The sequence below is a fragment of the Candidatus Dorea massiliensis AP6 genome (genome assembly GCF_964245105.1).
Lineage (GTDB): Bacteria > Bacillota > Clostridia > Lachnospirales > Lachnospiraceae > Laedolimicola > Laedolimicola intestinihominis.
In genome coordinates this window covers 48,745-67,090 of sequence record NZ_CAXTKW010000005.1, presented here as the reverse complement: position 1 = coordinate 67,090, position 18,346 = coordinate 48,745, and the positions used below count along the sequence as shown (strand labels likewise).

The following is an 18,346-nucleotide window of genomic DNA, read 5'->3' as shown; positions in this document are numbered from 1 at the left end:
TTTAAAATCACACAAAGGAGCGGGGACATGAGAAAATACTTACGAGGAAACAGCGGAATGCGCTTTCTGGCGATTCTGACGGCGGTGGCACTGACGCTTGGAAGCGTAGATGTGACAGCGCTGGCATCGGCGGCGGAGCAGACAGCCGTGGAGCCGGAGGATACAGAAGGCCGGGCGGCTGTGTCCGGAGAGACCGAAGGACAGGACGAACCGGAGAACGATGGAGAGCAGCCGGGCGTGAATGAAAATACAAAGCCAGGCTCTGCTCCGAAGCAGAATACGGACGCTCCGGAGGATAACGAGACACCGGCAGACCCGGAAGGAACGGGCGAGACATCGGCAGACCCGGAAGGAACGGACGAGACCTCCGGACAGTATAACAATGATTTATATGGAACCGATTACGCCAGCGAACCCTATGAGGTACAGGTGGGGGAGTCGGAGACGCATTATATGTGCGGGTACACAGGTACAAGCTGGGATGAGCATATAAAGCTGCATCCGGCATGTGGGTGGAAATACAGTAGCTATACGTTTACCCCCTGGAACAGGACAGATTCCCTGCCCACAGAAGCAGGAAATTATTATCTGGTAAATGATGTGGAATTAACCGAAACCTGGAATGTGCCGACAGGATGGACATATCTGTGCCTGAGCGGAAAGAGTATCACGATGAAGGGGAATGGCGCTGCGATTTCCGTGTCAACGAAGGGAAAGCTCCACCTGACAGACTGTAAGGAAGCGGACAATCGGATTACCCATGCAGAAGGATATGAGGGAAGCGGTATTGCGATCAGCGGCAGCAGCAGTAAGGGCGACGATGAGGGAAAGGTTTATTTATATAATATAAAAATCACAGGAAATAAGGCAGAAAAAGGCGGCGGTATTTACTGCGAGAACGCGGATGAAGGTTCCTTTCAGGTATCCCGTGATACCGTCATCGACGGAAATACCGCATTAGACGGAACGACGCCAGATAATGTATATCTGTGTAAGAATCAAAGGATTTATGTGCAGGATCCCGGTGAGAAGATGCGGATTGGTGTTACCACAGATGTGGCGTCGACAGAAGAAAAGCCGGTTACGATTACCAAATTTGGAAATGTGACGAACGCGAACTATGTATTCAGCGATCAGGAATACGATATGGGGACGGTGCAGGATACACAATATTCGAATCTGACCCTCATTCCCCGCACTGCTGCCATCACAGCCACAGACGCAGACGGTACGGTAACCAGCCGCAGCCTGGGGCTTGGTACTTCCATTATGCGCAATCCGGCGATTCCGACGGAAACAGACGCCTGGAGCGGAAGCTATGTGTGGTTTGGGTATAGCTTTAACTATAATGCTTTGAATAATCCGGGAAAACCGGTAAAGTACCGCGTGCTGTCCAAGGATACCACGGAGCTGGGCAAAAACGGAGAACATACCCTGTTTTTGGACAGTGAAGGCCTGAAGGTAGACGAAAGAAAATATAGCAGCGATAAATCGTCAGGTTACCCGGTTATTTCTTATATGTCTGACTTTTACGGGTACTCAAAGACTGCAGAAAAGAACGCACTTGTGGTCAGTACGATCACAGAAACCGGAGGAGAGAATTGCCCGTTCTTTATTTTAACGCCGGAGCAGGCCAAATCCGGACGGTATGGCTATAGCAATTCAGATACCGGTGCGGGAAGAGGAAAGAGTCTTATCGGTTCTGGCAAAGAAATTAAATGGTGGCTGCACGGCGGGGAGTCTTACGTGACGACGGACGGAACCATCGTACAGGGGAAAGATACGACTGCCGGCGGCGGTATGACGACCAATGTGGATTTGTCGAAGATCCTGCTTTCCGAGGTGGTAACAGGCGAAGCAGGAAAACTGGGTGCAGAGTATAAACTGACGCTACTGGCAGGGAAGAATGATTATGACAGAGAAAATATAAAGATTGAGCCGGATACTACTGACATTAAGCGAACAGAGGACGAGGTGACGGTTTCTTATACATTGCGTAATACGAATTGGACCACCTACCGAATTAACCAGGTGTCCGTATTGTTTTTTGATAAGCCCTATGAGGATAGTGACGCAAAGCTGCTTGCGTATGAGAAAATAGAGGGGCAGCAATTTTCCAATAAAAATGACTATGGAATTTACGTGGATCAATCCAGAAAAAAGAGCTTCACGGTTCCGGAAGGCTTAAGAGATAAACAGTGTGGCGTGGATTATCATGCCTACCTGATCGCGGAGCAGGTAAACGGCGAGCATGAGTCCAATTTCGCCAGCGCGCCGGTGGAGATTACGATTCCGAAGGGCTCTTACCAAATCGTGCATACGGTAGTGAAGCCGCAGGGCGAGGAGGTCACTTATGACGCGCAAAATCCGATCGATGTAACCGGATTCTTTACCCTGGATTCCCGCCTGGCGCCCTATAAGGACCAGGTTACCGTGACATATGAGCTTCTGACAGGAGAGGGCGTGACCGGCACCGGAACGCTGGATGAAAATCATAGGCTGACAGTAACGAAATGCGGCACCTTCAAAATCAAGGTCACCACATCGGCAGTCAACGATACTGCGGGAGATCCGCTTTACAGTGAAGGAGAAGCCGTCGCCACCCTGACCGTGAAGAAGGCAGCCGGTTCCATGGGGGATGTAACGGTAGCCAATACCGATTCGGCGAAAACCGATATTATTTACGGCGATACCTGGACAGCGTCCACAAGCAGCACGACAAATCAGGATGTGTCCTACACCTATTGGTTGAGCAGCCAGTCCGAAGAACAGGCAGCCGCAACCCAGCCGAACGACGCGGGAACCTACACAGTAAAGGCCACCTACGCGGCTACGGATCTGTATGAAGCCTGCAGTAAAACGGCAGAGTTTACGATTCTTCCGAGACCTGCAGCGCTTCAGTGGAGTGAGACAAAGCTAACCTATAAGGGCGACGCCCAGTCTGTCACGGCCACTGTAACGAATAAGGTTTCTCCGGATACAGATGATAGCTTTAAACTGGAATATATCGGAAACACAGAAACAGAGGCAGGAAATTATACAGCAAGGGTGACAGCGCTGGGCAATCCCAACTACACCCTGGATAGCGCCGCAAATACATCCCAGAGCTGGAGTATCGCCTATCTCACAGCCCCGGAAAGCCCGCTCAGCGTGACCGGAACAGAGGGGCAGAACGGCTGGTACGTGTCAGAGGTAACACTGAGAGCGGCTGACGGTTACCAGATTTCTGCCGATGACGGAGCAACCTGGCAGGATAGTTTTGTCTATGCTGTTTCAGGAAGCCATAATGAAAAGCAGACGTATTGTCTGAGACAGACAGCTACCGGATATATTACAGCTCCGACAGCATTGCCGGTTATCAAAGTGGATTTGACAGCGCCCACCGGTAAGCTTCAGATTAACACAAGAGAGATTGAGCAGACAGACAGGATTCTGTGGAAATGGTTTTTCAGGGAGAAAGCAGAAATTACGGTAACGGCGGCGGACGAAGTAAGCGGTGCGGCGAGGATTGAGTACCAGAGCGTGAATGTGCCCGGCGGATATCAGGAAAATGGATACTGGAAAAAACTGGATGATTCAAACCGTCTTGCCATACCGGCCAATGCCAGCCAGATTCTTTACTTCAAAATCACCGATAACGCCGGGAACGTTACCATTCTGAATTCCAACGGCGTGGTAGTCTACACAGACGCCACAGCCACCGGAGAAGTGAGCTTCGTAAAGACGACCACAGCGGATCAGGATACCGGAATCCGGGTGGCGGAGAATACGGTTGCTTCTATAAAAGAAGGAACAGAGGATGTAGCAGCGGGAGCTTATCAGATAAAAGAGGTAAACGGAGAGAAGCACCTGATTCTGACAGCAGCTTACCTGAAGTCCCTGACAGACGGAGCCCATACCCTGACCGCAGCGTACGACGCCAACGGCCATGCCTGGGAGGATGGAGCCGAGGGTGAGAAGCCTGCGGATTCTACGATTACGGTTGTGGTCAGCAGAGCGCAGGGCGTTGTAACCATTCTTGGCGAACAGTCGAAGGTATACGATGGCAGACCGGTCAGCAAGCCGAGTATTACCACCGACAACGAGCGGGGTACAAATGACGCCAACGTAACGATTGTATACAAGGTGAAGGGCGCGGATGACAGCACCTACACAAAAGAGGCCCCGAAGGATTATGGAACCTACGTGGTACGTGTTACGGTGGCGCAGGATGACAGCCATACAGAGGCGGTGGATACAAAGGAATTTTCCATTACGAAAAAGCGGATGACGTTGACGGCTGAGGATTACAGCGGAACCTATGATGGACAGAAGCATGGCATTACCGTGACGGTGACTGAGCCTGCAGACGCGGAGATTTCTTATCGGGCTTCTGAGGACGCGTCCTGGCAGAGTGCTCCGGTTACGTATTGCGACGCGGGAACCTACACCGTATATTATCAGGTAACAAGCGAAAATTATGAGACAGAGACCGGCTCCCGGACCATTACGATTACGCCGAAAACGGTGGCGCTTACATGGGAAACCACGATGTTTACTTATGACGGAACCGAAAAAATCCCCACCGTGACTGTGGACAGCAGTTCCCTTTACGATGGAGATAGCTGTCAGGTAACAGGCATGAAGGGCGCGCAGAAGGCAGCCGGAATCTATAGGGCGGAAGCGGCAGCCCTGGACAACGCGAATTATCAGCTTCCGGACGAGAAGACCGCTGCATTTACCATTCAAAAAGCGGCGGTTACCATTCAGGCAGATGACGCAGGGAAGCATATAGAGAAGGCAGATCCGAAGCTGACTTACCGCATTACAGAAGGAACTCTGGCAGAGGGAGACAGTCTGAAGGGAATTACCGTGAGCCGTGAGGAAGGCGAGACGGCCGGAGCCTACAAAATTATGGCAGGTCTGGCAGCAGGCGCAGAGAGTGAGAATCCCAATTATGAGATTACAGTTTCTGACAAAGCAGGAGCCTTTACCATCGGGGATCACGATCAGGCGAAGGTATCCGCGGCTGCGGCAGCGCCCACCTGTACAAAGAACGGTTCCACAGAGGAGCGAAGCTGCTCCGTGTGCGAAAAGGTGATGATAGCGTCCGTGGAAATCCCGGCGCTGGGACATGACTGGACCGGAGAATGGAAGGTGGTAAAGGAAGCCACGGCTACAGAGAACGGACGGCAGGAGAAGACCTGCGGACGGGAAGGCTGCGGTCAGAAGATGTACGAGGTGATTCCGGCGACGGGACAGTCTCCGGATGAGGATGGAACTGGTCAGGGCGACCTGCGCGTGGATTTGGAGATTACGCAGGACGCGCCGATTGCTTCCGGTGGTATCTATAATACAAAGAAGGAGCTGCTGGACGCGCCGGGAATCTTTAGTGAGGCAGAGAAGACAGCCATAGCGGAAGGAAAAGAGGCGAAGGTCTGGGTGGAAATCACGAAGACCGATCTGGCAGAGGAAGAGAAAGCTGCCTTTGAACAGGAAGCGAAGAAGACAGCCGGAGAAAACGCAAAGCTTGTATACTTCAGTGCGGAGCTGTTTCGTCAGATAGGCGAGAACGTGGAGCGTATTTCAGAGCCGGGCGCGAAGATTCGCCTGACTATCCGTATTCCGGACGAGCTTGTGAACACGGACAGCACCATTTCCCGTGAATACTTCATTCTTCGGATGCATGATGGGGAGCTGACCGTCCTGAACGGAAGCTTCGACAAGGATACGAGGGAATACACCTTCGAGACTGACAAGTTCTCCGATTACGCGATTGTCTGCAAGGACACGAAGATCGAGACAAAGCCGGATGATAAGAAGACCGGAAGCTCCGGCGGATCATCCAAAGCCCCGGTAACCTCCGCGGCTACCGGCGACCGGAACCAGCCGCTGGCATGGATGCTCCTGGCCGTGGCAGCGACAGGTATCATCGCAGTGGCGATCCGGAGAAAGAAAAGACAGTAAAAGAGGATTGACATAACTACCTATATTAAAATTACGGAAACAGATGAAATTATAGTTACATAGCAGGATAAAAGAAAGGCCGGAGACCATTGGTTAAAATGGATCTCCGGCCCTTCTTTATCTTACACAAATATAAACCACGTATCCCGCATACAGCAGAATCATAGCCAGACCTTCGATTTTGTCGAGCCTGTGCTTCGTCCAGGCCATGAGCCACACGATGAAGCTGAAGCCTACCAGGATGATGATATCGATGATATTTTCCTGGATAAAGGCGATGGGGCTTAAGGCGGAGGCGATACCGAGGACCATCAGGATGTTGAAGATATTAGAGCCTACGGCGTTGCCCAGCGCCATGTCCACCTCATTCTTGCGTGCCGCCACGATGGAGGTCATCAGCTCCGGCAGGCTGGTACCGAAGGCCACGATGGTCAGGCCGATGAGATTCTCGCTGATGCCGAAAGCGGAAGCGATGGTTTTGGCGCCATCCACGACCCAGTCGCTGCCAAGCGTGATACCCGCGATACCGATGACGATGAAAATCAGGCTCTTAGGCACGGACATGACCTTCATGTCTGCGGCCTCTGCGGCAAATTCCGAGTCCTCAGTGTTCATGGAGTGCTGGGCTGACCGGATCATATACAGAATAAAAAAGGCGAACAGAACGATGAGAATCAGGCCGTTGACCCGAGTCAGCATCATGCGATCGTGGCCCAGCACCAGGAGCAGCAGGGCGCAGACTATGGAAAAGGGAATATCGATTTTCAGAGAGCTTTTTTGAACGGCTACCGGAGTCAGAACCGCGCAGACGCCGATGACCACCATCAGGTTGAAGATGTTAGAGCCTACGGCGTTGCTGACGGCCAGGGCATTGCTGCCCGCGATGGAGGCGGTGACGCTGACTGCCGTCTCCGGCAGGCTGGTTCCCATGGCTACGATGGTCATGCCGATGATAAGCGACGGTACGTGGAAATGCTTGGCAATACTGCTGCTGCCCTCCACAAAGGCGTCGGCGCCTTTTACCAGAAACGCAAAACCAATGATGAGCAGTACCACAGCGAAGGGTACGCTCTGAAAAAATGTGTTCATAGAAAATCCTCCTTGGAAATGGAATCGGAACCGTATCACAGATACAACCCCGGCACATAAAAAAGACTCCTATATACCTTTCCCGAAAAGAACGGTATACATGAGTCTCATTTTTTAAGATTTGCCAGGTGCCACAGGCACCGAGGTTGTTGACAAACCACACTTGCGTGCAAACTACTCCCTCACGGAATCCTTTTTTATGTTGGGTCTATGATAGCAGACGAGGCGGGGCTTGTCAATAAATATTTTCAATAGGCAGCGCACGGTCGAATTTAATTATATTCGGGAGAATCTCCATATCCCAGTTGAAACAGAATCATAGTGCGTCCCCAGAGATCCAATTGTGGATTAGCCGCATAATAATGGGTCGCAATAACCTTATTAAAATAAAGGTCATAAGCGCCCGCATTTTCACTTGTTGAAGCTTTAACAGCCATATATTCAGCTGTTTCGGCAAAATATAACCCGGTATAACCATTTCCAGCATTATAAATAATAGAGCGTACTTTCCCCTTACCATCTACGGCACAGGTAAAAGAGCCTTTGCCATTTTCAAGACTTTTTAATTCGCTTAAAGAGACTATCTTATTGTAGTTTTCTTTTAACTCATTTGATGTAAGAAAATAGGTGCCGGCGTCTGAGGCGGCGCCGTTTTTCGAAGCAAGGGCAGGATATTTTTGAAGCGACAGGTTATCCTGTGGAATTTTGTCTTCTGCATACAATTCAGAAGCTTCCGTCTGAATCGCCGTCAAAAGCGACCGCGTTTCCGCTATCACCTGCTTCTCCTTCGCTTTATCCATATATCCGGTCAGCGCCGGTACCAGCAGCGCAGCCAGGATAGCCAGAATGACCAGTACTACGATGAGCTCCACCAGTGTAAAGCCAGCTTTTCGATTCCGTTGCTTTTGTATCCAATGTAACAGCTTCATAAAAAATCTCCTTTTTTGCGTATGTCTTTGGTGTTTCTATTTTTCATAAATGACATGGTTAATAAGCATCGTTCAGATGCGCTTTAAATTGTTCAATGCACCCGGTGAAAAGCTCCACAGCCCGATCTGCATTGCCCTGACGGATGCAATCACTGGTTTCTGACAAAATCTCCAGAAGCCGTTCCCGCCCGATGTATTCGCAGCAATCGGTCCAGGCCGTAATGGAAGACTGGAAAAACGCGTTCATCACCAGCGGCGAGATGCAGTTGCCGGTCAGCGTTACGATGGTCCGGCGATATAGGAACAGGGCTGACGCGAAGTCCGTGATATCCAGGTCTAAGGCTTTCCGGACAGCATCCAGAATTTCGGAGAGCTTCGCAAGGTCTGCCGGATCCTGCCGCTCACAGAGAATTCGCAGGGCAGGGCATTCCAGGTAAAGGCGGGTGTCCAGAAGGCTGATCAGAATTTTCCGATCCGGCATACCGCCCCGGTAACGGATCATGGCAAAGAGCGTATCCAGGTTGCCGGTACGGGTATAGTCGGCCACATGGACGCCTTTCCGGGACAGCACGTCGAGAAAGCCCCGTCTTGAAAGCTCCCGGATGCCTTCGTGTACTACAGTTTTGCTGATTCCCATGGTATCTGCCAGTTCCCGCTCCGGCGGCAGCTTGTCTCCCGGCTTCAGCTCGCCGGAGAGAATCATTTCCTCCATCTGGCTCAGAAACAACTCCTTAATCGAAGGCGCGTCAATTTTCCTAAAAGCCAAGTAAGCACCTCATTTCCTATAAAATTCCTGTAAAGCAGGACAGAAAACAACCGCAGATGGTTTTGAACCCTGCGGCTTCAACAGCTTCAATATAGCATGGAATCATGGGTAAGTCAATGAAAATTGGTCAGACCAAAACCAGAGAATAACGGAAGGCTTCCTGGAAAAGATGTATAAAATCTGGTCAGACCACGACCATAAAAGAGATTGTGATTTTTTTGGCAATTTTGCCACTTTACAAGTGTGTAATAATGTCAGAAAATGATAATATACGATCAAAAAGAATGGGAGCGTTATGAAATGGAAGATAAAATTCGAATCATAGAAGTGAAGCGCAGCATCTTCGCGGACAACGACGCGGACGCGGAGAGACTCCGGCAGGAGCTGAAGGAGAAGAAGGTATTCCTGCTGAATCTGATGTCCTCACCGGGATCAGGGAAGACCACCACACTGCTGGCGCTGGCGAAGGCCCTGGAAGGCCGTATCAAAATGGGCGTGATGGAGGCTGATATTGACTCGGCGGTGGACGCGGAGACCATGACAAAAGCGGGAGTAAAGTCCATCCAGATCCACACCGGCGGCATGTGCCACCTGGACGCGGATATGACGAGACAGGGGCTTTACGAGTTCGGCCTCGACGACGCGGAGTTGGTGATTCTGGAAAATGTGGGCAATCTGGTTTGTCCGGCGGAGTTCGACACAGGAGCTGTGAAAAATATGACAATCCTGTCCGTACCTGAGGGCGACGATAAGCCGCTGAAGTATCCGCTGATGTATGAGAAATGCGATCTGCTGGTGGTGAATAAGACGGATGTGATGCCGTATTTTGATTTCAGTAAAGAAAAATTAGAGGCGAACGCGAAGCTCAGGAATCCGAATATCACGATTCTCTACATTTCCGCAAAGACCGGCGAGGGCGTAGAGGCGCTGGCTGACTGGATTGTGAGAGAGGCAAAAAGCTGGAGAAGCTAGAGGAAGAGAGGAGAACATTTTATGCCATCAGACAAAGAAAAGCATGATACCAAAATCCTCGCCGTTGCCGGAAAAGGCGGCGTAGGTAAGACCTCCATTGCGGCCAACATTGTTCGCCTGCTGGCAGAAAACCACCCGGACAGCCGCATCCTGGCCATTGACGCGGATCCTGCGGTGGGATTGTCCACGGCTCTGGGCATTGAGGTGGAGACCACCATTGACGACATCCGGAAAGCCGTCGTAGCGGCAGCTGAGAAGGGCGACACCCGGGACGCGGTGGAGCTGCTGGGCGAGGCACGTTACCGCATCTTCGATGCCCTGGTTGAGGCTGGCGGCTTCAGCTTCATCGCCGTGGGACGACCGGAGGCAGCAGGCTGCTACTGCAAGGTAAACCTGTACCTGAAGGAGGTCATCAGCATCCTGGCTGACAATTTTGACTACGTGGTCATCGACGGAGAAGCGGGCATTGAGCAGATCAACCGCCGTGTCATGGAGAAGGTGACGCACCTTCTTCTCATCACCGATTCCAGCCGCAAGGGCACGCAGGTCATCCGGACCATTAAAAAAGTGGCGGACGAGTTGGTCATGTACGAGCAGGTGGGAGCCATCGCCAACCGGCTGCCCTCTATGGATGTGAAGCAGTATCTGGATATGGGCGATATCCCGGTGCTGGCCTACATCCCGTCGGACGCGGCCCTGGCGGAATTTGATCTTAAGGGAGAAAATGTATTTTTCCTGCCAAAGGATGCGGCCATCGTCCGGGGCGCACGGGAAGCCCTGACGAAAATCGGTCTGCTGGACGGGGAACATTAAAAGCATTTGATAATAAGAAAAACTGAGGGGAGAGAGGGAATGAAAGACTTAAAGCATCTCTATGAGCTGGAGCGGCTTTTAGAGGACGCCAACAACGATCTGGTGCGTCAGGCCCAGGGTGAGGGCCGCAAATGCATCGCCACGGTCTGTGAAAATGTTCCGGAACCGCTTCTGAATCTTCCGGGGACATTCTCGGTGCGTCTTCGGGCGCCCCGGACCGGCTCCATGGAAATGGCCACCTATTATATGACCAGCTTCCTGTGCGAGTACACCAGAGCTCTGTTGGAGCGTGCCATGGAAGGCGGCTACAACTTCACGGACTGTCTGATCACGCCGGACGGCTGCACTATGCTGAACCGCTGCATCGAGAATATGGAGCTTCTGCACACCATGGAGAAGCCGGACTTCTTTTATGAATACATGGAGATTCCCATGAAAAATGATGAAAACGGCCTGAATCTCTATACCTTGCAGTGCCGGAACCATGTGCTGACGCCCTTAAAAGAGCATTTCGGCATCGATGTGTCCGACAGTGCCATCCGTCAGGCCGTGGCGGAGCACAACCGTGTCTGTCAGCTGATCCGCGCCATCGGCGAATACCGGAAGGAGGAGCATCCGCGCATCACCGGCTACGAGTTCCATATCCTGACCATGGCTACCTATGTGGCGCCGAAGGACATGCTGATTCCGGTTCTGGAGGAGACCCTGGAGGAGCTGAAAACCAGAGAACCGGACACAAAGAAATACCGTGCCCGGGTGGTGCTGGTGGGCTCCGAGGTGGATGATGTGGATGTGGTGAAGCTCATTGAGGACTGCGGCGCTTACGTGTGCGCCGACCGCTTCTGTTACGGATCATTTCCGGGCAGGGATGAAATCATTCTGACGGAGGATGAGGATGCATTGACGCAGATTTGCCGTCAGTATATGAACCGGGCCCAGTGCGCCCGCTATATGAATCAGGAGAAGATTCAGGGACGGCGCGCTTATGTGGCGAAGCTGGCGGAGGAATATCATGCAGACGGTATCATCTATGAGCAGATGAAATTCTGCGATCCCTGGGCATACGAGCGGACGGTGGGAACCCAGGTACTCCGGGACGAGTACCATTACCCGGTGCTGTCGGTGGACCGCCCCTATGCGGTGGGTCATTCCGGACAGCTTCGCACCCGTGTCCAGGCCTTCGTGGAGAGCATCGAAATTAAGAAAATCCAGGGAGGTGGGAAATAATGGGAAAAGAATGGGGAAGCGAGCCGCTGGGAAGCTTCTACACCATCGGCAAGGTTCGGAACCGCAGAGAATGGCGGGGACTGAAGGACACCTTTTATGATTACACCCGTTGGTTACATATTATGTGGATTCTGTCAAAATTCATCGTGAAGCCCCGGAACATCAAAGCCTTTTTCCGCTATCGCTGGATGGCCAACTATCTGGCCGCGCCCATGATGGTGGATCGGCACACGCAGGGGCTGCGCGGTCCGCAGCTTCGTATCGCCCATACCGAGTTCGACCTGGTTATGGCGGACGTGGCGAAGCTTCTGGACAATTTGTTCAAGGCGGATCGCCGCATCGGCAACGACAAGAAGCTGTCCGACAAGGTGGTCCTGATGGATGAAAATGAGATGACGGCCGTGATGATGGGCTTCCCGACCCTGAAGGGACTGAGCCGTGAGACGCCGGCGGTCTATGTATCGGTGCTTCTGAATCAGTACGGGGCCTGCCATTACATTGACGTGGCACAGGAATACGGTCTGCCCGGCGACGTATGTCCCATGCCGGAGGCCGAGGCGGGCGTATCCATCGACGACGATTTTCCGATACTGGGCGCCTGCGCGGTACAGTGCAACACCACCTGCGATGGGTCGCTCATGGGCAACAGCGTCATTTCCAAGCGGCTGGAGCTGGAGGACGGCGTGCCCTGCTTCCAGCTGGCGGCGCCCCTCCGCCATCAGGAGGAGGACGTGCAGGAATACGCAGCCCAGGAAATTCGGAACTGTATCAAGTTCATTGAAGAGCAGACCGGGGAGAAATGGGACTGGGACGCTTATTTCACCTGTGCCGGGCGCGTGAATGAGTCCACCCGCCACCGTCTGGAGTGGCTGGAAATGAATAAGACCGATTACCCGCAGGTGTTCGGCTCCAACCTGGCGTTGTATACAGAGACCAATTACATGGCCATCTGCGGCAAGGATCCGGACTTCCTGGAGGCAGACAGAAAGATTACGGCACTGGCGGAGAAGGCTTACAAGGCGAAGCATAAGGTCCTGCCGGAGTACCGCCACCGGGCCATCGTCTGGGGCGTGCAGTCCCATTTCTACTTTGATTTCCTGATCTGGCTGCAGAACTGCTGGGGCATCCTGCCGCTGACGGATATGCTGTCCATGGTGTCCACCAGGGTGCTGTCCGAGGATGACAAGGAGCAGGCCATCTATGATATGGCGTGGCTGACCGAGAATATGATCATGAGAAATCGGACTCACGGCGGCTACAGGGTTCTGTTGGACGAGCTCTGGGAGTTCTGCGAGGAGTTCCGGGCTGACACGGTCATTCTGTGGGAGCACATGAGCTGCAAGGCCCTGACCGGTATGCACGGCCAGTTTGAGGAGAAGGCCCGGGAGAAGGGCATCCATCTGATCTGGGTAACCCACGACCTGTTTGATCCGAGAGTCATTTCCAGACAGGCCATCCGCGATCAGGTAAACCGTTACATGCGGACCGTGTTCCGGGAAGAACCGCTGGATCCGAGCCTGGAGATTCTGACGGACGAGCAGTCATGGTAAGAATTCAGGCTCTGCATGGTAAGAAGGGGGAGAGAGACATGAAATATTTTGGCGGATGTGATTCCGGAAGTACGTATACAAAATGCGTCATTATCGACGAGAATGGGAAAATGGTGTCCGACGTGACGCTTCGAAGCCGTATCAACGCGGTTTTAAGCGCCGAGGACGCCTTAAAGCAGGCCGTGGAGAAGGTGCCGGAGCTTGGAAGCGCCGAGGACCTGGCCTATCTGGTGGGCACCGGCTATGGCCGCAATAAGGTGCCCTTTGCGGATGAAAATATCTCTGAGATCAGCTGTCACGCCATGGGCGTCCATGTGGCGGATCCGAGCGTCCGTGCTATTATCGACATCGGCGGACAGGACGTAAAAGGTATCGCTGTGGATACGGATGGCACGGTGCTGAATTTTGCCATGAACGACAAATGCGCGGCGGGAACGGGACGGTTCTTCGAGGCCATGGCCAGAGCCTTTGAAATGGATTTGACCGAGTTTTCCAGACTTTCCTTACAGGCGAAAAATGTGATTCCGATTACATCCCAGTGTACGGTTTTTGCCGAATCCGAGGTGATTTCCCTGGTGGGTGAGGGCAAGCCCATGGACGAGATCGCGGCGGGCATCGAGCTTTCCGTGGCGAAGCGCTGCTTTGTCATGAGCAAGAAGGCCGGAGCCGTAGGCAGTGTGACCCTGACCGGCGGCTGTGCAAAGAACGAGGGCCTGAAGGCGGCCATTGAAAAGGTACTGAAGCTGAAGGTTACCGAGCTTCCCATCGACCCGCAGCTCATGGGAGCCCTGGGAGCGGCGGAGTTCGCAAGACAGAAAGGCATGGCGAAGGAGGCATAAAGAATGACAGGAATTTTACATGCAATCGTGATAATCGCGATTATTGCGGCAGTTTTGTTCGTTCTGTCCTTTGTGGTCTATTTCTTCAATCTGGATATGAAGCTGACCGCCGCGCTGGCGCCGCTTTTTGAAAAGCATTACGATAAAATCGACAGGGATAAGCATTTATAATGAAGCTGTATGATGAAACCATAAGGAAAGTCCGGGCACTGCTGAGCAGTGAAAAGCAGCAGCTGCCCCACGACGCCACAGCCTGGCCCTCCGTTTCCGACCGGAGCATGCTTCTTCGAAGCGACATGGCCTACGAGCTGGGCGGCGGCAGCCTGCCGGCCCTGGGCGTCACCCTGGTGACGGCCTCGAAAGACCTGGTTCCCGGCGACGGCGTGTTCTTAACCGGGACGGATTTGCCGGGAATCGACGCTGATACGCCATTTGCAAGGATCGCCCTGGTGCGGGTGGGCGAGGATACCCTGGGCGAGGGGAAAAAGCTCTACCGGGCTATCCGGAATCTTGAGTATACCCGCTACCATTTTTACCCGGAGGGCTTCATGCTGCGGGTATCTTCCTCCAAACGGCGGGAGAGCGTCCGTATTGGCAAAGAAGCCCTGAAAAAAGGTCTGAATTTCGCGAAGACCGGCAGCCGGATGATCGCGGCCTTTCACAGCCACCCGGAGGTGGAGGCAGTGGAAATCCATTATGTGACGGCGAATGGATTCCCGTATCAGGAGCTGGAAGCGCTTGGCCGGGAAAGTGAAAGAATTACCGGGACGTTAGACCATATGATGCAGAACCTCACCATGGACTGCGGGGTCTGCGGACTGAAGCAGGTGTGTGACGAAGTGGAAGGTTTACGGGAACTGCACTTTTCACGCACGCCTAAGTAAATATATTAAAAAGAAAAAGGAGATGACCCTATGTTTGACATGGAACAATACAACCAGTGGCCCGCGAACCACAAAAACGATAAAGCCCCCAGTGAGAAAATCATCAAGCTGGGACGGAAAATCACCGACGTAGCCGGACACATCATGGGCGGCGTTAAGGTGGAGGACCCGGAATACTGGGGCCTGGCGGAAATCATTACCGAGGAGATGGCAGAGGTCGGCTTATCCATGAAAAAGCGCGTGCCCTACACCTTTTCCGAGCTGTGCCACCTGAACAAAATCCCGAAGGAGGGTGAAGAAAAATTCCAGAAGCTGCTGGATGAGATGAGCTATATCGGACTTCTGGAGTACGATTACGGCTATCATTACGACCACAATGGCCGCACCCGGGAACAGACGGAACGCAGATATATTCTGCCCATGTTCGTGCCCGGTTCCGCCGAGCTGTTCAACATGGAGGAGCTGCCGGACGGAAGCAATCCCCGTTTGAAGGATCATCCGGACGTGGCTGCGTTCTTTGAGCGCATGACGTTCATTCCCCTGGCCGGTATTACCCAGATGGTACCGCCCGGAGGCGCAGGCATCGGTATGCATGTCATCCCGGTGGAAAAAGCCATTTCCATGGAAAATCAGTCCATGGATATCGAGCACCTGTCCTATTGGCTGAAAAAATACGAGGGCCACATTGGCGTAGGCCGCTGCTCCTGCCGTGCTTCCCGTAAGGTTATCGGCGAGGGCGTGGCAGACGATGATTTCGGCTGGTGCATCGGCGTGGGCGACTTCGCGGACTACTGCCGCGAGACCGGCAAGGGCCACGACATCACCTACGAGGAGGCCATGGCCATCTTAAAGCGCGCCGAGGACAACGGCTTCGTACACCAGATCACCAACATCGACGGCGACAATAAGATTTTCGGTATCTGCAACTGTAATGTAAATATCTGTAACGCACTGCGGACCTCTCAGCTGTTCAATACCCCGAATATGTCCCGTTCCGCTTACGTGGCTCACGTGGACAAGGATAAATGCGTGGCCTGCGGACGCTGCGTGGAGTACTGCCCGGCAGGTGCGACCCGACTGGGACAGAAGCTCTGCCAGAAGGACGGAACCGAGGTGAAGTATCCGAAGCAGCAGCTTCCGGATGCAGTAAAATGGGGCAAGGACAAGTGGGATCCCGATTACCGCGATAACAACCGTATCAACAGCCACAAGTCCGGTACCGCACCCTGTAAGACCGCCTGTCCGGCACACATTGCCGTACAGGGCTACTTGAAGAAGGCTTCCCAGGGCAAATATCAGGAGGCTCTGGCTTTAATCAAGAAGCAGAATCCCTTCCCGGCAGTCTGCGGACGCATCTGCAACCGCCGCTGTGAGGACGCCTGCACCAGAGGCACCATTGACCGGGCGGTAGCCATCGACGCAGTGAAAAAGTTCATCGCGGAGCAGGATCTGAAGGCAGAGACCCGCTATATTCCGCCCGTGGTGATTCCGGCCAGCATCCATATGGAGCATTTCCCGGAGAAAATCGCCATCATCGGCGGCGGCCCGGCAGGTATGAGTGCGGCCTTCTATCTGGCGGAGAAGGGCTATCGTCCCACAGTATTTGAGAAGAATGAGGAGCCCGGCGGTATGCTCCGCTACGGCATTCCCTCCTATAAGCTGGAAAAAGATGTCATCGCGGCAGAAATCGACGTGATGCGTGAGATGGGCGTGGAGATCAGAACCGGCGTGGAGGTCGGCAAAGATGTGACCCTGAAAGAGCTCCGTGAGCAGGGCTACAAGGCCTTCTATATCGCCATCGGCTGCAGCGCGGGCCGCAGACCCGGCGTGCCCGGAGACGACGCGGAAGGAACCACCACAGCCATTGATTATCTGCGGGAGGCCAACACCGGCAAGACCTCTTACACCGGAAGAGTCGTGGTCGTAGGCGGCGGAAACGTAGCCATCGACGCGGCCAGAGTCAGCGCCAGAAGCGGAGCCGGCGAGGTTCATATGCTTTGTCTGGAGTCTGAGGCAGAGATGCCTGCAGCAGATGACGAAGTACGCGAGGCAAAAGAAGACGGCGTAAAGATTCAGAACGGCTGGGGACCGAAGGAGGTTCTGACCGAGAACGGCAGGGTGACCGGTATCATCTTTAAGAAGTGTACCTCTGTCAAGAACGCAGAGGGTCGCTTCGCGCCGACTTATGACGAAAATGAGACCATCCGGATTGATTGTGACCGCGTCATTTTCGCAGTAGGCCAGAGAAGCGTCTGGGGGAATCTGCTGGAGGGCGAGAACGTGACCTTCAATGGCCCGGCCATCGTGGCGGATAAGCTGACCTATCAGACCGGACAGCCGGATATTTTCGTGGGCGGAGACGTGTATACAGGTCCGAAATTCGCCATCGACGCCATCGCGGCAGGCCACTACGCGGCAGAATCCCTGCATCGCTACGTCCACAACGGCCATATGACCATCGGACGGAACCGCTGGGAGTTCAATGAGCTGGATAAGAGTAACATCTCCGTGGAGAGCTACGATAATTCCTCCCGCCAGATCGAAGGCGTGGACGAGACAGTGCCGTCCAAATCCTTTAAGGACGCTCATCTGACCCTGACCGAGGAGCAGGTACGCAAGGAGACGGCAAGATGTCTTGGCTGCGGCGCCACCATCGTGGATGAAAATAAGTGTATTGGCTGCGGCGTCTGCACTACCAAATGCGAATTTGACGCCATTACCCTGCACCGGGATCATCCGGAGTGCTCCAAGATGGTGAAGGCGGAGGATAAGTTCAAGCATATCCTGCCCTATCAGCTGAAGCGAGCGGTGAAGATCGTTACAAATAAGGAAAAATAAAGTGAATAGAAACAGGTTCCTATAGAAATACAGGAACCTGTTTCCAACACAAAATCTATTTTGAATAAAAAATAAGGAACTTAATACTATGCACGAATTGGGAGTGATATTCTACGTCGTGCGCGACGTAAAAAAAGTGGCGGAGGAAAATAATGTAAAAAAAGTCTCCGCCGTCACCCTGGAAATCGGCGAGGTCACCGGCATCATCCACGATTACCTCATCGACTGCTGGAACTGGGCCCGGAAAAAGGAGCCTGTGACGGAGGAAGCAGAGCTTAAGATCGAGCAGATCGACGCCGTCACCTTCTGCGAGGACTGCGGGCAGGAATATCCTACCGTGGCCCACGGCAGGACCTGTCCCCACTGCGGCAGTGAACACACCTATCTCCGCCGGGGCAATGAGTTTTTGATTAAAGAGATCGAAGTTACAGACGGTTGACAAAACAGGATTCTACTGTTATAAGACGTCATCATTAAACATATAAGATAAACT

13 protein-coding genes are annotated in these 18,346 nt (G+C 53.2%); 10 read left to right on the top strand and 3 right to left on the bottom strand.

Annotated features, from left to right (window positions below; all coding sequences use genetic code 11):
• The first annotated feature begins 27 nt into the window (after positions 1–27).
• The gene (locus ACESZP_RS06585; RefSeq protein ID WP_499708457.1) at positions 28–5,946 is read left to right on the top strand and encodes an MBG domain-containing protein; all 5,919 of its coding nucleotides are present in this window, start codon (positions 28–30) and stop codon (positions 5,944–5,946) included.
• 117 nt (positions 5,947–6,063) lie between these two features.
• On the opposite strand, the gene ACESZP_RS06580 is transcribed toward ACESZP_RS06585, so the two are convergent.
• The 3 genes from ACESZP_RS06580 to ACESZP_RS06570 all read right to left on the bottom strand — a co-directional run bounded on the left by ACESZP_RS06580 (position 6,064) and on the right by ACESZP_RS06570 (position 8,730).
• Positions 6,064–7,035 (bottom strand): calcium/sodium antiporter, encoded by a 972-nt coding sequence (locus ACESZP_RS06580; protein ID WP_499708456.1) that lies wholly within the window; start codon positions 7,033–7,035, stop codon positions 6,064–6,066.
• A gap of 272 nt (positions 7,036–7,307) precedes the next feature.
• Positions 7,308–7,964 carry a type II secretion system protein gene (locus ACESZP_RS06575; RefSeq protein WP_499708454.1) on the bottom strand — a complete coding sequence of 219 codons (657 nt, stop codon included), beginning with the start codon at positions 7,962–7,964 and terminating at the stop codon, positions 7,308–7,310.
• A 58-nt stretch (positions 7,965–8,022) separates the two neighbouring features.
• Positions 8,023–8,730 (bottom strand): GntR family transcriptional regulator, encoded by a 708-nt coding sequence (locus tag ACESZP_RS06570; RefSeq protein WP_178038804.1) that lies wholly within the window; start codon positions 8,728–8,730, stop codon positions 8,023–8,025.
• A gap of 300 nt (positions 8,731–9,030) precedes the next feature.
• On the opposite strand from ACESZP_RS06570, the gene hypB reads away from it, so the two are divergent.
• The 9 genes from hypB (at position 9,031) to ACESZP_RS06525 (ending at position 18,292) form a co-directional block, all read left to right on the top strand.
• Positions 9,031–9,702: a hydrogenase nickel incorporation protein HypB gene (gene hypB, locus ACESZP_RS06565; protein WP_178038805.1), complete on the top strand. Its 672-nt coding sequence runs from the start codon at positions 9,031–9,033 to the stop codon at positions 9,700–9,702.
• A 21-nt stretch (positions 9,703–9,723) separates the two neighbouring features.
• Entirely contained in the window at positions 9,724–10,515 is a 792-nt protein-coding gene (locus ACESZP_RS06560) for an ATP-binding protein (protein ID WP_499708453.1), read from the top strand.
• Between the two features lie 39 nt (positions 10,516–10,554).
• On the top strand, positions 10,555–11,742 hold the full coding sequence (locus ACESZP_RS06555) for a 2-hydroxyacyl-CoA dehydratase family protein (RefSeq protein WP_499708451.1): 1,188 nt from the start codon (positions 10,555–10,557) through the stop codon (positions 11,740–11,742).
• On the top strand, positions 11,742–13,292 hold the full coding sequence (locus ACESZP_RS06550; RefSeq protein WP_499708450.1) for a 2-hydroxyacyl-CoA dehydratase family protein: 1,551 nt from the start codon (positions 11,742–11,744) through the stop codon (positions 13,290–13,292). The genes ACESZP_RS06555 and ACESZP_RS06550 overlap by 1 nt, the downstream gene beginning before the upstream one ends.
• Before the next feature lie 38 nt (positions 13,293–13,330).
• Positions 13,331–14,131: an acyl-CoA dehydratase activase gene (locus ACESZP_RS06545; protein ID WP_499708556.1), complete on the top strand. Its 801-nt coding sequence runs from the start codon at positions 13,331–13,333 to the stop codon at positions 14,129–14,131.
• Between the two features lie 3 nt (positions 14,132–14,134).
• Positions 14,135–14,302 (top strand): hypothetical protein, encoded by a 168-nt coding sequence (locus ACESZP_RS06540; RefSeq protein WP_499708448.1) that lies wholly within the window; start codon positions 14,135–14,137, stop codon positions 14,300–14,302.
• Complete coding sequence (locus ACESZP_RS06535; RefSeq protein ID WP_499708447.1) at positions 14,302–15,015, top strand: carbon monoxide dehydrogenase; 714 nt, start codon at positions 14,302–14,304, stop codon at positions 15,013–15,015. Before ACESZP_RS06540 ends, ACESZP_RS06535 begins: the two co-directional genes overlap by 1 nt.
• 39 nt (positions 15,016–15,054) lie before the next feature.
• A complete protein-coding gene (locus ACESZP_RS06530; protein ID WP_499708555.1) occupies positions 15,055–17,853 on the top strand; it encodes an FAD-dependent oxidoreductase in 2,799 nt (932 codons plus the stop codon).
• An 88-nt stretch (positions 17,854–17,941) separates the two neighbouring features.
• On the top strand, positions 17,942–18,292 hold the full coding sequence (locus ACESZP_RS06525) for a hydrogenase maturation nickel metallochaperone HypA (RefSeq protein WP_349165168.1): 351 nt from the start codon (positions 17,942–17,944) through the stop codon (positions 18,290–18,292).
• The last annotated feature ends 54 nt before the right edge of the window (positions 18,293–18,346 follow it).

What these genes read in the sequence shown, in the direction of transcription:
- ACESZP_RS06585 (WP_499708457.1), top strand. Translation starts at nt 28, where the DNA reads ATGAGAAAATACTTACGAGGAAACAGCGGAATGCGCTTTCTGGCGATT.
- ACESZP_RS06580 (WP_499708456.1), bottom strand. Translation starts at nt 7,035, where the DNA reads ATGAACACATTTTTTCAGAGCGTACCCTTCGCTGTGGTACTGCTCATC.
- ACESZP_RS06575 (WP_499708454.1), bottom strand. Translation starts at nt 7,964, where the DNA reads ATGAAGCTGTTACATTGGATACAAAAGCAACGGAATCGAAAAGCTGGC.
- hypB (WP_178038805.1), top strand. Translation starts at nt 9,031, where the DNA reads ATGGAAGATAAAATTCGAATCATAGAAGTGAAGCGCAGCATCTTCGCG.
- ACESZP_RS06560 (WP_499708453.1), top strand. Translation starts at nt 9,724, where the DNA reads ATGCCATCAGACAAAGAAAAGCATGATACCAAAATCCTCGCCGTTGCC.
- ACESZP_RS06555 (WP_499708451.1), top strand. Translation starts at nt 10,555, where the DNA reads ATGAAAGACTTAAAGCATCTCTATGAGCTGGAGCGGCTTTTAGAGGAC.
- ACESZP_RS06550 (WP_499708450.1), top strand. Translation starts at nt 11,742, where the DNA reads ATGGGAAAAGAATGGGGAAGCGAGCCGCTGGGAAGCTTCTACACCATC.
- ACESZP_RS06545 (WP_499708556.1), top strand. Translation starts at nt 13,331, where the DNA reads ATGAAATATTTTGGCGGATGTGATTCCGGAAGTACGTATACAAAATGC.
- ACESZP_RS06540 (WP_499708448.1), top strand. Translation starts at nt 14,135, where the DNA reads ATGACAGGAATTTTACATGCAATCGTGATAATCGCGATTATTGCGGCA.
- ACESZP_RS06535 (WP_499708447.1), top strand. Translation starts at nt 14,302, where the DNA reads ATGAAGCTGTATGATGAAACCATAAGGAAAGTCCGGGCACTGCTGAGC.
- ACESZP_RS06530 (WP_499708555.1), top strand. Translation starts at nt 15,055, where the DNA reads ATGGAACAATACAACCAGTGGCCCGCGAACCACAAAAACGATAAAGCC.
- ACESZP_RS06525 (WP_349165168.1), top strand. Translation starts at nt 17,942, where the DNA reads ATGCACGAATTGGGAGTGATATTCTACGTCGTGCGCGACGTAAAAAAA.